The sequence below is a fragment of the Olivibacter sp. CPCC 100613 genome (assembly GCF_036959255.1).
Classification (GTDB): domain Bacteria; phylum Bacteroidota; class Bacteroidia; order Sphingobacteriales; family Sphingobacteriaceae; genus Olivibacter.
Window position 1 is genome coordinate 485,224 of the sequence record NZ_JAWMTI010000005.1, and the last position, 14,745, is coordinate 499,968.

Annotated in this window: 14 protein-coding genes and 1 pseudogene; 4 read left to right on the forward strand and 11 right to left on the reverse strand. The window is 41.7% G+C overall.

Annotated features, from left to right (window positions below):
• Positions 1 to 79: 79 nt before the first annotated feature.
• The 3 genes from RYH73_RS18120 to RYH73_RS18130 all read right to left on the reverse strand — a co-directional run bounded on the left by RYH73_RS18120 (position 80) and on the right by RYH73_RS18130 (position 6,176).
• Complete coding sequence (locus tag RYH73_RS18120) at positions 80 to 1,660, reverse strand: RagB/SusD family nutrient uptake outer membrane protein (RefSeq protein ID WP_335314871.1); 1,581 nt, start codon at positions 1,658 to 1,660, stop codon at positions 80 to 82.
• 15 nt (positions 1,661 to 1,675) lie between these two features.
• Entirely contained in the window at positions 1,676 to 4,945 is a 3,270-nt protein-coding gene (locus tag RYH73_RS18125) for a SusC/RagA family TonB-linked outer membrane protein (protein ID WP_335314872.1), read from the reverse strand.
• A gap of 217 nt (positions 4,946 to 5,162) precedes the next feature.
• Complete coding sequence (locus tag RYH73_RS18130; RefSeq protein ID WP_335314873.1) at positions 5,163 to 6,176, reverse strand: FecR family protein; 1,014 nt, start codon at positions 6,174 to 6,176, stop codon at positions 5,163 to 5,165.
• Positions 6,177 to 6,500: 324 nt separating this feature from the next.
• Here RYH73_RS18130 and RYH73_RS18135 point away from each other — a divergent pair, with 324 nt between their 5' ends.
• Positions 6,501 to 6,626 carry a hypothetical protein gene (locus RYH73_RS18135; protein ID WP_335314874.1) on the forward strand — a complete coding sequence of 42 codons (126 nt, stop codon included), beginning with the start codon at positions 6,501 to 6,503 and terminating at the stop codon, positions 6,624 to 6,626.
• Positions 6,627 to 6,725: 99 nt separating this feature from the next.
• Here the strand turns inward: RYH73_RS18135 and RYH73_RS18140 are convergent, their stop codons facing one another.
• Positions 6,726 to 7,361, reverse strand: coding sequence for an RNA polymerase sigma-70 factor (locus RYH73_RS18140; RefSeq protein ID WP_335314875.1), 636 nt, complete (start codon positions 7,359 to 7,361; stop codon positions 6,726 to 6,728).
• A gap of 1,036 nt (positions 7,362 to 8,397) precedes the next feature.
• On the opposite strand from RYH73_RS18140, the gene arr reads away from it, so the two are divergent.
• Together arr and RYH73_RS18150 are read left to right on the forward strand one after the other, a co-directional pair.
• Positions 8,398 to 8,811, forward strand: a complete 414-nt coding sequence (gene arr, locus RYH73_RS26710) for an NAD(+)--rifampin ADP-ribosyltransferase (RefSeq protein WP_442946116.1) — start codon at positions 8,398 to 8,400, stop codon at positions 8,809 to 8,811.
• 98 nt (positions 8,812 to 8,909) lie between these two features.
• Positions 8,910 to 9,308, forward strand: coding sequence for a hypothetical protein (locus RYH73_RS18150; protein ID WP_335314877.1), 399 nt, complete (start codon positions 8,910 to 8,912; stop codon positions 9,306 to 9,308).
• A 70-nt stretch (positions 9,309 to 9,378) separates the two neighbouring features.
• Here the strand turns inward: RYH73_RS18150 and RYH73_RS18155 are convergent, their stop codons facing one another.
• Positions 9,379 to 10,035 carry a porin family protein gene (locus RYH73_RS18155; RefSeq protein ID WP_335314878.1) on the reverse strand — a complete coding sequence of 219 codons (657 nt, stop codon included), beginning with the start codon at positions 10,033 to 10,035 and terminating at the stop codon, positions 9,379 to 9,381.
• Positions 10,036 to 10,361: 326 nt separating this feature from the next.
• On the opposite strand from RYH73_RS18155, the gene RYH73_RS18160 reads away from it, so the two are divergent.
• A complete protein-coding gene (locus RYH73_RS18160) occupies positions 10,362 to 11,150 on the forward strand; it encodes a phytanoyl-CoA dioxygenase family protein (RefSeq protein ID WP_335314879.1) in 789 nt (262 codons plus the stop codon).
• Positions 11,151 to 11,211: 61 nt separating this feature from the next.
• Here the strand turns inward: RYH73_RS18160 and RYH73_RS18165 are convergent.
• From RYH73_RS18165 to RYH73_RS18190, 6 genes and pseudogenes are all read right to left on the reverse strand, one after another.
• Positions 11,212 to 11,358, reverse strand: a pseudogene (locus RYH73_RS18165) (RHS repeat-associated core domain-containing protein); the annotation flags it as partial.
• Between the two features lie 14 nt (positions 11,359 to 11,372).
• Entirely contained in the window at positions 11,373 to 11,924 is a 552-nt protein-coding gene (locus RYH73_RS18170) for a hypothetical protein (RefSeq protein ID WP_335314880.1), read from the reverse strand.
• Positions 11,925 to 11,933: 9 nt separating this feature from the next.
• Positions 11,934 to 12,683 (reverse strand): RHS repeat-associated core domain-containing protein, encoded by a 750-nt coding sequence (locus RYH73_RS18175; RefSeq protein WP_335314891.1) that lies wholly within the window; start codon positions 12,681 to 12,683, stop codon positions 11,934 to 11,936.
• Between the two features lie 30 nt (positions 12,684 to 12,713).
• A complete protein-coding gene (locus RYH73_RS18180) occupies positions 12,714 to 13,133 on the reverse strand; it encodes a hypothetical protein (protein ID WP_335314881.1) in 420 nt (139 codons plus the stop codon).
• A 268-nt stretch (positions 13,134 to 13,401) separates the two neighbouring features.
• The gene (locus RYH73_RS18185) at positions 13,402 to 13,881 is read right to left on the reverse strand and encodes a hypothetical protein (RefSeq protein WP_335314882.1); all 480 of its coding nucleotides are present in this window, start codon (positions 13,879 to 13,881) and stop codon (positions 13,402 to 13,404) included.
• Positions 13,841 to 14,745, reverse strand: a 905-nt coding sequence (locus RYH73_RS18190) for an RHS repeat-associated core domain-containing protein (RefSeq protein ID WP_335314884.1), incomplete at its 5' end; no start/stop codon positions are given. The genes RYH73_RS18185 and RYH73_RS18190, both read right to left, overlap by 41 nt.

Here is a 14,745-nt window from a genome sequence, read left to right on the forward strand (position 1 = left end):
TGACTAATCCTGATTTCATCACGCGCAACTGATAACCGGCAACTCACAACCAATAACTAATAACCAAACTGGCAACTAACTACCAGCCCTGATTTTGCGTGATGCTATTATTCAACGAAATTTCGTTTGCCGGAATGGGCCATAAATAATCTCTCGAAGGATTAAAGTTCCTTGTTTCTACCAACACGTAGCTGTTATAATCACTGCGACTGCTATCGAAATTATTGAAGATTCCCAAGGCTCTGCCCGGCATTACCTGCTCCGCAATTCGCCATCTGCGGATATCAAATAGGCGATTATCTTCCACCGGAAATTCAACATGGCGTTCACGCCTAACCAATTCCCTTAGAGAAACTTGATCGGGATGATTAACTGCCGTGGCAGCCGGCATATTGACCCCATTACGTTGCCGTACCTGATTGATTGCATCGTATACCGATTGATCAATCTGGCCACTTTCAATTTTGGCTTCCGCATACGTTAATAAGACTTCAGCATAGCGCAAGATAATAACATCAGCCGCCGAACTTGTTTCCCAGCCCCCACTAATACTTGTAGGCACATATTTTTTATAGTAATAGCCTGAGAAAGAAGCATTGGATTGTCCGAGGGCATCCGGCGATCCCGCTTTGGTAACATCAATTACCGTATTATTAACCTGCGTACCCGGAACAACGATACTCAACTTTAACCGAGGATCCCTGTTTTCGAAAGGATTGTTCGCATCATACAAAGAAGACTCGTCAATCGGTAAGCCGTCCACGCACTCATAGGCATCCACCAACGATTTCAAAGGAACGATCTGACCCCAACCGGCAAGGCTCGGTGCGCCGATCCAAGTGGCATTGGGATTTGGGTATACATTGGCCAAATACTGTGCCGAAACAATGATTTCTTTACTCTGCTTATTATCACCGTTAAACAAGCTCAAATAATTATTGTCGATTTGATAAACCCCCATATCCATCACCTGCCTGGCAGTTTCAGCTGCTTCCTGCCAACGTTCATTATAAAGTTCCACCCGTGCCTTTAAAGCCAGTGCGGCCCCTTTGGTAATACGGCCATATTCGTTTGCTGCGTAGGTTTCGGGCAAATCATTGCTGATGGCACTAAGCTCATCCAATATAAATTGAACAATTTCGGTTTTCGGTGTTTTCGCCATGTCAAACTCTTCCGGTGCTTGGATGTGTGTAATCAAGGGTACATCACCAAACAGGCCCGTAAGCTGTTGATAAGCGTACGCTCGCAAAAACCGCGCTTCTCCAAGTAAACGTGCCTTCACACCGGCATCAAGGTTCGGAACACGATCGATATTATCGGCTACATCATTGGCACGCGCCACCTGTTGATATAAATTTTTCCAGAAATTGCCGAAAGTACCTGTACCCGGCGTAGCACTCCCATTTGCAACGAACTGAATGTCTACCGGCCAGTTACTCCACGAGTAACTATCATCGGTAGCACAGGAGATAAAGAAACGCTCATTGGAGCCTAAATAGCGATAAATTTCTGTTACCGCCCTTTCGGCGTCCTCTTGAGACGACCAATAGGTTGTATTCCCCAAGTTATCCAAGGGTTGTCTGTCTAAATCTTTGGAACAGCCGGCCATGCAAAATAAAAGGGCGACTGTTATTATTTTTTTATAGCTTTTATGTATCATTATAATAGCGGGATATTAAAAGTTTGCATTTAAACCAAAAGTGATTGTTCGTACCTGCGGATAATACCGAATGTCATTCGGTGCTTCCGGATCCACATCTTTCGGTAAAGAAGAAAAAGTAAGCAGGTTCTGCCCTGTCGCGAAAATCCGCAGGTGGCTGATAAATGTTTTTTCCAACAGCGATTTTGGCAACGTATAACCGATCGATACATTCTTCAGTCGAAGATAAGCGCCACTTCTGATCCAGAATGAAGACGGCTGATAGTTAACCGCAGAGGTAATCAGCCGAGGGAAAGCCGCATCGGTATTTTCCGAAGTCCAGCTATCCAACCAATTGCTGCGGATATTGCCATCCAGATTTTCTCTGGCTTTTTCGATGTTTAAGGTATTCACATCAACTTTTCCTACCCCCTGAAGAAAGGCACTGAAATCAAAATTCTTATACGACGCGCCCAAGTTAATTCCGTAATTATAACGAGGAATATTGCTACCCAAATAAGCAAAGTCATTCACAATATCAAAAACGCCGTCATTATTCAGGTCCTCATAGATCAAATCACCCGGTCCAACGGACGGAGAAATAACCGCATGCTGGGCAACCTGTTCAGCCGTTTGGTAAATACCGGCTACCTGATAGCCATAGAATGCACTGATCGGTCTACCAACAAAATTTCCGGTAGCGATATTATTGCTATTGATCGTTACCTGATCGGCACCCTTCAGATCTGTTATTTCATTCCGTACATCCGATACATTTAGGCCGATGCTGTACTTAAATTCATTTCCAACCTGATCTTGGTAATTCAGCGCAAGTTCCCATCCCGTATTCTTAACAGAAACCGCATTTTGTACCGTCGGTTCCAGGCCTACCGAGGATGGAATGGGTAAATTGAACAAAATGTCCTTTGTTCTCTTATCGAAGTAATCGAAGGTAACATTCAGTTTTTTGAGCAGGGTAAAGTCCAATCCAAAATTGGCAATGTTGGTGGTTTCCCAGGTCAGTCCGCTATTCGGATAGTTTCGAAGACCAGCGGTTTGATAGAGTACACCACCAATTGGGTAACTATTTAAAAAGTAATTGGATTGATAAGGGTAATTCCCATCGACGTTATCCCCCAGGGCTCCGCCGCCGAGCGCATCATTTCCCAATACACCATAAGAAGCCCTGAGCTTCAGGTCCTGAATAAAGGAAACGTTCTTCATAAAATCTTCCTGCGATATCCGCCAACCGGCAGAAGCCGAAGGAAACCATCCCCAACGTTCGCCATCTGAAAAACGCGAAGAACCATCCCGACGAATGTTCGCTTCTAAAAGATATTTATCGTTGAAAGTATAATTGATCCGACCGAAATAAGAGATCAAGGTGTACTGTTCGGCGCTACCAGTAGCAACTTGGCCGTCTGCAGCTCCTGCATCAATCTGACTTAAATTACCATTTGGCAAATTGAGGCGCATTCCACTTAAATTATCCGTATATTGATTCAAATAAGAAGCACCTCCCAATAATTTGATATAATGTTTAGCAAAGGTCTTTTCGTAGTTGGCCAAAGCCTGGTAATTCTCATTGCGATATCCGGTATAAATTTTCCGAATATCGTTCCGGCCGATCGGTGCATCCAGATTAACGTAGGTAAACTGTTTCGTATGCTGACTATTATACATCGTTTGCATATTGTTCGAAGCAATGGCGCTTAAAGTCATTCCCTCAATAGGCCGGTAGTTAAGTCGAAGATTACTTGTGTAGAGCTGATCCTTTAAGCTATATAGCCCACCCTCTTCTTGGAGGCGTAACATATTATTCTCGCCACGCAAAGCACGCCAATTACCATTCTCGTCCTTGCTCGATTGGATGGGCGTCACTAAGTAAGCCTGGCCGAACTGGAACCAAGCGGCATCTCCGCTCGGTGCTTGCGGCTCATCCCTATTGGCAATACGTGCGGAGAGATCCGCATTAAAGTCAAGTTTATCTGAAATCTGAAAGTCCGTATTCAAGCGCAAGGTAAGGCGATCGAAATTCATGCTTTTCACTAAACCCGCTTGATCAAAATAATTGCCAGAGAAGCGGTACTTTGTTTTTTCACTACCGCCACTGAGCGATATATTATGTTGCTGCTGGAAACCCGATCCCGACAAAACATCTCGGTACCAATTATTATCAGGATAAGCGATTAGATCCCTATTGGGGTCATTATAGGCATTAATGCGGTCTTGCGTAAACTGTTCAGAACCGCCCGAATTCGTATACATCAGATTGACTAACTTCATATAGTCTTGCGCACCTACAAAATCCGGTGTCCGAATCGCCTCTTGCCATCCAAAATAATTGCCATAGCTAATTTGCGGTTTATTGGCGCCCCCCCGTTTCGTAGTGACCAAAATCACCCCGTTTGCTGCACGCACACCATAGATGGAAGCTGCGGCTGCATCCTTCAGCACCGATACCGACTCAATATCATTGGCGTCGATATCATTTAAGCTGATGGTATTATCGTAACGAACACCATCTATTAATACCAAAGGGCTGTTGTCATTTAAGGTCCCCAGCCCGCGAATACGCAAGGCGCCTTGATCTCTGCCCGGCTGGCCGCTACTGGTGGTGACGGTTAATCCGGCGGATAGACCTTGCAAAGCTTGAGAAGCTTGCCCCACCGGCTGCCTACTGATATCTTCTTGTTTGATAGTAGCCACCGAACCCGTAAGGTTCACTTTTTTCTGCGTACCATAACCCACCACCACCACTTCATCCAGTCCTTCCGCCGCTAGCTTCAATCCCGTTTTCAATTCGCTTTGCCCATTGTAAATCAATTCTGCATTTTCATAACCTACATACGAAAACACCAAAGTCTCACCATTGGCTATTTCCACCCGGTACTGTCCGTTAGCATCCGTTACCGCTCCTCGGTTTACACCTTTCACCCTTACACTCACACCTGGAAGCGGAGTACCTGTTTCATCGACCACCACACCGGTTACTGCTTGTTGTTGCGCCGGATCGTTGATGACGATCAAGTTATTTTCCAATAACGTATAGGAAATGCCCTTCCTGGCCAGCACCCGATCTAATATTTTCACAACCGATTCTTCATCGGCGGATATATTTACATCATTTTTGGTAAACACGGCATGCTGATTAAAAACAAACCGAAACTCGGTTTTTGTTTCCAGTTCATTCAGTAAATCGGCAATACTGGCCGATTTAAGCTGTAAGGACACCTTACGCTGTGCTTTCACCTCAGACAAGGCCTGTAAGTGAAATAGCAACAGCAGGATGAGAGTCAATTTCATGGTTATTAGTAATTGAAAAAGCCGAGGCTTTCTAATAACACCGCTTGGGTGCGAAAAAAAAATCATATTTTTACAATAATTAAGTTAGCACCGGCTTTCGCCAAAAAGCCGGTAGATTTTGATTTAATTGTACATTTTGTGGGAGCTGCGGGGGCAGCTTTCACTTTTTTTAGGTTGGATGTATCATTTTATTCATGTTTTAGGTGGTTGTTAAAATTTAATCATATATCAATATTTTATCCGAGGCTTGCTGATAGCCGAAATTGCTGGCCATTTTCAGGGCTTTCAAGATCTGGCCGATATCTTCCTGTTCAAAAACGGCATTAAAGCGCAAGGCAGGTGCCCTCTTTCCCTGAAATTCAATTTCCACATCATATTTTCTTTCCAATGTACGGGCCAGCTCTTCAAAAGGCGTGTTTTTGAACACCAATTTATTCTCCAGCCAGCTGGTTTCGATGGAGAGGGTATCTTTCGGATGAAAAAACGAAATATTCGACCGCTCCACTTGCTGTTTGGCTAGCAGCGATTCCTTTGTAGCCGACCTATAAATCGTCAATTTTTCCGATGGTTTCAGACGGACCGTTTTTGTCATTTTCTTATTTAAGGACACTTCCACAACGCCTTCAATCAAGCTTGTCTCTGTTTTATTCTCATCCGGGTAAGCCCGTAGGTTAAAAGAGGTGCCCAGCACTTTTAAGTGCGCCTGTTCTGTCCGTACAATAAAAGGCCGTTTCTTATCCTTCGCCACCTTAAAAAAAGCTTCACCGGTCAAATAAACCTCACGCGTCAGCGAATCGAAGGTTTTTGGATATTTTAAGCTACTTGCCGCATTGAGTATCACAACTGTACCATCCTCCAGCATCCAGCTTTTCTGTTGATGCGCGGTGGAAAATTCTTGTTCTTGGTTAGACCACAGCCAATAAGACGAAAATACTGCAGAAACCACCAGCAACATCACCGCTGCCGCTGCTGTCAATCGCCCCAGTGACCTTTTCCTGTTTATGTTCGGCAAAGTGGCCGGTAATTCAATCCTCGTCAGTACCCTTTTAAACAGCACTTCATCGCGTAGATTATGCGTTTCCTTGCGATTCCAATATTGTTGCAATAATTGATATTCAGCCTTTAACTCGGCGTTATTTTCCAATAGGTCGGCCAATTCGGCTGTTTCTTCCACAGACAGTTTATCACTCAGTTGTTTCGCTAATAAATAATCAAATCGATGTCGCTGCATAAAATAAAACGGGATGGAAGTCTTTAAAAGTCCACTACGTCAGATGACGGTTTTTTGGGACACCATCTATTTCATAGACAGTTTTTAAAATAGAAATGCGTACAAGGAATAAAAAATAAAAGGACATCGGATAATACGACTATGCCCCTTTATTTTTTTTCATTCTTTTCTGAGGGATTTTTATGTTTTCTTTATGTTCTTTATGCTTGACCATAAAGAACCAAACAGTCAAGGCTTATGTAGGCTCCCTTGCACCAGATGGCAAAGCATCACCGGCGCGTATTGGAGCCGTTTCACTTCCTCAATCCGCTTGAGCAGTGCAAGATGAACAGACGTGCAGGTGCTTTGCTGCTCGTTGCCGCGGCATCCTCCAAGGCCGTTCTTCCCGACGCGCTAAAGCCCTGTGTGATTTCATCACGCATAGTGGGCAACGCACAACCAAATGACTAAACTACTTAACTATTTTCCTACTTAACTAATTCTAATTCATCACGCACATCCGTAACCGGCAACCCCTGCCTACCAGCAGGCACAACCAACAACAAATAACTAGTAACCAATAACCAACGAGGTAGACAATAAAAAAAGCAGTGTAAAAAGTTTATTCTTTGTGATGAGGTGATCCCGTTTATTATAAGCACTTAACCATTCCCGTAATTTTTGAACAGCACGCCGCATATGGGTTTGTACCGTTCTGGGAGAGATTTCTAACAGATCCGCTACTTCCTGGTATTTCATACCGTCTTCCTTGATCAGACGAAAAACGAGCAGTGTTTGCGCCGGTAAACGCGCAATGATGCCGTCCATTTTCATAAAGAACTCTTTTTTTTCGAGTTCGCTATTCGGATTACTTGCATCGATCAGTACCACCTCATCTGTCAGATCGGTTTGTAATTGCAAATGCGAATATTGTTTCAAATGATTTAAGGCTCGGTTTTTTACCGCCATATAGAGATAGGCTTTAGGATTTGCGATATGCTGTAATTCAGTTCGTTTATTCCAACAGGAAACAAATACATCCGAAACGATTTCTTCCGCTGCATGTTCATGATGGATGATGGTATCGCAGAAATTGATGAGATTACGGTTCAACTGATAAAAGAGAAGCTCGAACGACTTGATATCATTCGAAAGACATACTTGATCCCACAAGTATTTCAGGTGCACATTAGGTTGATCCGACATAAACCTTCTCAAACGTCAAAGATACAATTAAAATGAGAAAGTATGATGTTCTTCTTTTTCTTAACTTATTTTATGTTCTTTATGCTTGACCAAAAATCAAACAGTCAAGGCTGCATGAACAAAGGGTTGCAAACCTTCGGTTGTATAACGGAATTCGGGCCATCCACTTATTTGCCAATTATACATCATGAGCTGATTATATTACTTAATCGGCTCACCTCTAATTCTCTACATTTTACCTACAGAAATGAATACGTTACCATGGTAATTCAAAAGAGCACCGCAAGAAAATTATGGCACACTATTTGTATACACCTTAGTAGGTTTAGGTTGATTAAAAAAAGAAAACGCCCGGCATCCCCAAAAGCTGGGCGTTTTCATTACTAACGCTTATTCTCTTTCACGATCCTCACAAAATCAATGCGCACTGCTTGTTATTGTTATGCCAGCTCCTATTTCAGGCTAACACACTTTTTATTAAATTTGAAGCGCCGATTAAAACAAACATCATCAATACAAATACGTTCGATCCTAGTGGCTTTTAGGCNCCTATTTCAGGCTAACACACTTTTTATTAAATTTGAAGCGCCGATTAAAACAAACATCATCAATACAAATACGTTCGATCCTAGTGGCTTTTAGGCACGCTGGTAATTTCGGCAAGCAACAGCGTATTAAGGCAATTGATAATGAAAATAAATAGCAAATGGAATTTAGCCCTACTAACGAGATTGTTAAACGCTGCCTTCAGGGCATGAGCATGGAAGACAAAGGCCAAGCCCAAGAAGCATTGAACCTGTTTTCACAAGCCTGGGAGGAATCGACCAATGACTTTGAACGATTTCTTGCAGCTTATTATGTGGCCCGACATCAAAAGACGGTTTCTGATAAATTGAAATGGCTCGAGACAGCCTTAACAGCTGCATTGAAAATAAACGATAAGGCTGTTGAGAGCGCCTTGCCTTCGCTCTATTCAGGTATTGCTAAATGCTATGAGGAGTTACAAGACCTTGACAGCGCAAAAAAGAATCACGAACTGGCAGATTCATTCAAGGACAGGCGGTCTGACCGTGGCCCCTTTTATCACGGAACGAAAGCGAACTTACAGATCGGCGATCTGTTGACGGCAGGTTTCAACTCAAACTACCAGCCCAAGATTGTCATGAACCATATTTATTTTACAGCTTTAATTAATGGAGCAAGCCTCGCAGCAGCCATGGCAAGAGCCGAAGGGGAAGATCGCATTTATATTGTTGAACCGATGGGCAGTTTTGAAAATGATCCAAATGTTACCGATAAAAAGTTCCCGGGCAATCCAACACGTTCTTATCGCAGTCAAGAGCCACTGAAAGTGCTCGGTGAAGTTAAAGAGTGGGTACGGTTAAGTCCCGAAGAACGACATCAGTGGCAACAAAAGATAGCGAGTACGAAAGGAGAAATTATCAATTAGTGTGAAGGCAACTCCTTCCGATACGATGATTATTTATGCACAACAAACAAATACACTTGCTCCCCTGTTATCATACCGTAAGCTAAAGCACACAATCTATGTCAGCAGTGGATAGTAATCGTCCTACCTTCAAAAAATACCTCTGGTGGGCTATATTTATTATTCTGATTATTTTCGCAGGATTCTTTTACTTTCGTTACTACTATGTCTTCGGCGAAGGCGTCAAATCAGGATATCTTAACTTTGCAGTAAAAAAAGGCAATATATTTAAAACTTACGAAGGGAAGCTCATTCAGGAGGGCTTTGGAAAATCGGCGGCAAAACCGGGTATAGCAAGCTACGAATTTGAGTTTTCGGTTGAAAGTGACTCTGTCTTTAAAACGCTTGAAATGAACAGCGGTAAATATTTCGACCTACATTACAAAGAATATCACGGTATATTACCTTGGCGTGGTAATACGCAGTATGTAGTTGATAAGGTAATCGGTATGCGTTAAGGTAGGACACAAACATCCATAAAGGTAAAAAGAGGCTTCGGCCTCTTTTTACCAACACACTCAACCTCACTTAAATCCTAAATCCAAGTCCTACCGTCCAGACCCGATTCGTTTGTTTATAATCCCTTCCTTGTTGCGCCTGATCGGCTAAATTTGTCGAAAGATTCGTCAGCCCCATACCATAACCACCATGGATCATCAAACCATTGCTAAATTCAAAACCACCGATGAAATTCAAACCGAAATCGGTCGATTTCAGGGCACCGTCACTACCGAATTCAAAGTCATCGATATCCTGCTCCACTGTACGGCCGCCATCTTCCCATTTATTTTTTCCAGATATACCGAAGGCGACATAAGGGCCTGCACCTATGAAGAAGCTTCCAGCTGTTGCCGTTGGAAATTTAGCGACAAAATTTACGGGAATCTCGATCCACATGGTGCTCTGCTTATATTTATAGTCACCATTATCGGTTATTTTCGCTCCCTTACCTTGTAAGGATATACCCGGTTGTACGTAAAACCAATCTTCAGCAATCGGGGCATCTAAGAATGCGGTCACATGAAAATTAGTCGCCGAACCGGTTTCGAAATTAGGGCCATCATCTCCTGAAAAGTTATACTTCGGAAAGTTAACACCCGCTTTAATACCAAAGCCCATTTCCTGTTGCGCAAAAACAACTTGCGCTACGAAGACTGTAAATACAAACATTAAAACTTTTTTCATAGTAGATAATTTTAAATAGTAATTAAACTTTATAGTATTTTGCAATATTTACGCCAATAAACATAAATAACTGATAGACAACAAATTAAACAAAAAATCAACTGTACACTATTTAAGACGTTTTGACCTAAATTCAGTCTGCGAGCGCCCTTAACAGCAAAAAGCCATTATTTCCTCTTTTACCGGCTAGCTGGAATTCCTAAGAAATTAGTACATTTGATCAATGAGAATGACCGTAATGTTATAATATAAATTTTCAAGTCCTTGAAGACGCATGCCTATAAGGGTATCAATTCTTTATTGTCTGAATTTTTATTTTAAACATTATGTATAACATCTTAAATCCACAACAAATACAATCCTTTATTACCGACGGTTTTATCCGTATTGACCATGCATTTTCCGCTGATCTCGCCTGCGCAGCAAGGGACATTCTTTGGAAAGATATTCCGGCTAATCCTGATGATAGCAGCACCTGGACACAACCCGTTGTTTGGTTGGGCATGTACACAGAGGAACCATTTATCCAAGCGGCCAATACCGCTATTCTTCATAGCGCATTCGATCAATTGGTGGGCAAAGAAAAATGGATACCCTGCAGGAGTATGGGAGCCTTCCCGGTTCGTTTTCCTTCAGAAATCGATTCGGGAGATACGGGCTGGCATGTAGATGCCAGCTTTCCCGGTGCCGATCCCCATGATTTTTTCGCTGCACGCGTCAATGTATATTCAAAGGGCCGTGGCCTGCTCATGCTGTTTTTATTTTCGGACGTCAGTGAGTTGGACGCCCCTACGCGGATTCTAAAAGGTTCACATTTGGATGTTGCCAAACTATTGGAACCGGAAGGTGAAGAGGGTTTGTCCTTCATGGAACTGGCCAAGAAGTTAGCTGAATTACCGAAAAGAGAAGAAGCACTCGCCATTGGAAAAGCCGGTACGGTATACCTCTGTCATCCATTTCTGGTTCACGCCGCACAACGACATTGTGGCCTAACACCCAAATTTATGGCACAGCCGCCGCTGTTAATCAGAGGCACGTTTGATATCAATAGGGCTGGTCCGTGCAGCCCGGTGGAAGAGGCAATAAGAACTGCACTTAGCAGTTCGCACATTTAATTGAGCACCCTCGGGATGGGCTTATGGCCTATCTCGAGGGTACTTTTCATTAATAACAGATTATGCCATCAGGGTCTATAAAACGTAGAGGATTATTGAATCCATAGTTATAAGGAGAATGCCTCCTCATCTGCTCCGCCAAAGGATCCACACTTCCCCACCTCCCGATCACCGGGCCATAGAACCTTGGCCCGTAATCGCATTGACCTTTGCAAATAATGGTTAACTCCCTTTATTCAAAAATCTAATTGATTTCACTAGAGAAATAAAATCATCTTCATTCTTACCTAAAGAGTCTATATATATAGAAAATTTCACACCATTTACGTCGTTAAAATAAGCCCCAGATTTCCCCTTATTGAATTTTTTTGGAAAAACCCATATTAGTTCTTTATCGTCAATCGTATCTTTAACATAGTATTGAGAGCTATAAACACATCGTTCTATATCCTCTTTTGGTGTCTTAGAAAGAACGACTTCTGAGGCCAACCCAACAGAATCCCAATATTGTTCCTGTGATTCGGGAACGACCGTTCGTGAGGGTTCATGTAAAGTATAAACGGACGGACCGTATTCATACTTTATTGTATCATGATCTTTGGTTACAATTCTTCCCACATAAGAATCTATTAAGGATTCGCGAGACACCGTATCTAACTCCCAGCTATCTGGAATTTCTACAGAAAGAAAAGTAACATTTTGTCTTTTGACCTTCGTACCTGATGAACATGACACGAAGATCATCAAAAAGCAAATAAACCAACTTACTTTCATATTATATTTTTAATGAATACTTTTTCTTTTCAATAACTCCTCGGCATCTTTTCTATTATCTGGCCCATTATATAAGGTAGTCTTTCCGGCAGGCAATACAGGAGCACCACCATAGATCTGTTTTAGCTCCTTAGAAGTAACGGCTGACTCCCCATTTTTAACGGTTTCATTCATCAATCCTCCAACCTTATGATCCAACCCTAGATTATGTCCAAGTTCATGCGATGCAACCTCATCAAACGTGCTATTTTTTACAGTATTTTTTTCTACCGCTGAGGCGGCACCTTGTATATCACCATAACCAACAACATTCTTACCGGGGACATCATCTACAAGTATCATGATATGATCCGTTTTCTTTGCCTTATCAATTTTATCTACAACGTTAACTTTTAATGTCGAAGACACTTTAACTCTAGCCGATTCATACCCTTTACCATAATCTCCCGACACAGGAAATTGTCCTGAAAAGCTTTTAGAATATGTTGCTTTCAAAGCATTTATTTGATTGTCGCTTATACTGCCAACTATTGTAAGATTCAACACAGATTTTATTTGGATTTCTGAATGATTGCCTTGTTTATTCTTAGTTATTGCAAGCTCAAGATCTTCTCCGTTTGGATCTATATATTTTAAAGGATTATTTTTTACATAATTAAAAGGACTCCAAGGGTGATATTTCTCCGCCAGCGGATCTACACTTCCCCACCTGCCTATCACCGGATCATAGAACCTTGCCCCGTAATCATACAGCTTCAGCCTAGTTCATAGTACTCCTTGTTAGTAAATTTACATATTACATTTCTTTAAAAGAAGCGTGTCCTTTGTTGAAGTTACGATACCGACTTGTTTCGATAACAAATTTTCAATGCTATCCTCTGACAATAATCTATTTTCAAAATAATTTGTATTGACCGTTAATAACAATCGATGATCCGAAAGAGGTCGTACACTCCACAAGTCGAAGAAAGATCTGTCTTTGATTTCTACATTCTTAAAAACGACATCTTCGATTGTCTTTTTTCCCACCGTATCAAAACCGCTCACATAAAGTTCAATGTAATCTGGAGCCAATAGACTATCATTAGGATGAAAATTTAATTCGGAGAGACATACAGTTTCTACATGGCGAATTATATCTTCTTTACTTCGATGCTCAGAAGAACAGGAAATAAAAAGAAAAACTATAATAATCGCATATCTGATCATCTCTTAAAATATTTATTTAATTGGTCGTCCCTTAAGTATTTGCCTTGATAAGTTCTAATGTGTTGTTTGAATTCAGGTGAAATATTCCGCCAAGTTGAATGATTCATTTGAAGTAAAGTAGCACTTCCTTCCAACTCGTATTTTCTTCCACTTATATTAGGCTTAGACATCATATCCATTATATGGCCTCTGTATTCATGAACGAATAAGCTCAAGAGCATCGCTGCGCTATAATAACAACAAAGCCCGGCATGTCCAGGCTTTACTGTTAATCGTACATAGGTCTCTGTTTATTTTGACGAAACTCAAGGGAACCGTCTTTCTTCTTACTAAATCCAACATATTTACCTTCGTGCTGATCTATTTGGTAATCGTTTTTATTTCCATTCAAAACAACCGAGACCAAGACCTTATCATTTTTTGGAACATATTTTATTGACTGTTTATGAACATCAATGGTATATAAGTCCTTATTTTTAAGGATGTTCAATACCGTGTTTGTTACCCCATCAGAAAAGCCACTTTTTAATGTATCGTGCTGTATAACCAATTTATTGTCAATATAAAGATCTAGCACATCATTATCAAAAAAGTCTTCAAATGCTATCTGCATATAAAGTTCTTTCCTTTCATTATCTGTGCTTGATGATACATTTGCATTTCCACACGAACATACAAGGACGATCCCTGCTATCCATACACGCAGTTTAATAATTCTGTCTACCATTATTGAGCTTACCTTCTTCATACTTTTTTAACATATCCATAATTTGCTCCCTTGTAATTTTTGTACCGGCTTCGGCCTTACCAGATTGATGCATTAGGTTTCCAGGCATTGTACCTTTATCAGGATGCTGATTCCCCGCCGAGTGCCCCAGTTCATGGGAGCCAGTTCTTTCTAAAGTAGCATTTCCTTTTGCACTTAGACCTGTTCCCTTGTATTTCCCTTCTTTAGCTGGCTTGTCTCCCACAACATCTTTAGAGAGATATACAGCTTTTTCCCCAAATGCTGCTACACCTAGAACTCCATAGGGACGCACGCCTCCCGGATTATCAGGATCTGCAAGATTACCATCATCACGAAGATAAAAGGCATGGTCACTTTCCGCTAATGGTTTCATAAAACTATCCCCACTAGAGACTCCTTCAATATCTACAGAAACTTGAACCTCAAACCCCTTCTCCTGTATTCCATAGTAATCCTTGATTGCATTTCCTAAACGAGAAGCATAGCCTGCCATATCATAACTGCTAAAGTTTATACTGGATTGGTTTATTAGTTTACCGGTAACTGACATCTGAACAACCGTTGTACCATCACTTCTGGTATGGCTTGCCAGTCTTATATCATTACCATCCGGATCAATATATTTAAGAGGGTTATTTGCAACATATACATACGGAGAAATCTCATAATACTTCTCCGCCAGCGGATCTACACTTCCCCACCTGCCTATCACCGGATCATAGAACCTTGCCCCGTAATCATATTGCTTCAGCTTGTCCTGGTATTCCTTCCCGTTGTAAAGATAGTTATTTTTCGGTGATCCAACACGCACCTCCGCCTGGTACTGCAACCCGAAGGGATAGTAATCCGCTGTGAAGTTCGGTG

Excerpts from the sequence above, each read along its gene's own strand:
- RYH73_RS18120 (WP_335314871.1), bottom strand. The coding sequence starts at position 1,660 with ATGATACATAAAAGCTATAAAAAAATAATAACAGTCGCCCTTTTATTT.
- RYH73_RS18125 (WP_335314872.1), bottom strand. The coding sequence starts at position 4,945 with ATGAAATTGACTCTCATCCTGCTGTTGCTATTTCACTTACAGGCCTTG.
- RYH73_RS18130 (WP_335314873.1), bottom strand. The coding sequence starts at position 6,176 with ATGCAGCGACATCGATTTGATTATTTATTAGCGAAACAACTGAGTGAT.
- RYH73_RS18135 (WP_335314874.1), top strand. The coding sequence starts at position 6,501 with ATGAACAGACGTGCAGGTGCTTTGCTGCTCGTTGCCGCGGCATCCTCC.
- RYH73_RS18140 (WP_335314875.1), bottom strand. The coding sequence starts at position 7,361 with ATGTCGGATCAACCTAATGTGCACCTGAAATACTTGTGGGATCAAGTA.
- RYH73_RS18150 (WP_335314877.1), top strand. The coding sequence starts at position 8,910 with ATGTCAGCAGTGGATAGTAATCGTCCTACCTTCAAAAAATACCTCTGG.
- RYH73_RS18155 (WP_335314878.1), bottom strand. The coding sequence starts at position 10,035 with ATGAAAAAAGTTTTAATGTTTGTATTTACAGTCTTCGTAGCGCAAGTT.
- RYH73_RS18160 (WP_335314879.1), top strand. The coding sequence starts at position 10,362 with ATGTATAACATCTTAAATCCACAACAAATACAATCCTTTATTACCGAC.
- RYH73_RS18170 (WP_335314880.1), bottom strand. The coding sequence starts at position 11,924 with ATGAAAGTAAGTTGGTTTATTTGCTTTTTGATGATCTTCGTGTCATGT.
- RYH73_RS18180 (WP_335314881.1), bottom strand. The coding sequence starts at position 13,133 with ATGATCAGATATGCGATTATTATAGTTTTTCTTTTTATTTCCTGTTCT.
- RYH73_RS18185 (WP_335314882.1), bottom strand. The coding sequence starts at position 13,881 with ATGAAGAAGGTAAGCTCAATAATGGTAGACAGAATTATTAAACTGCGT.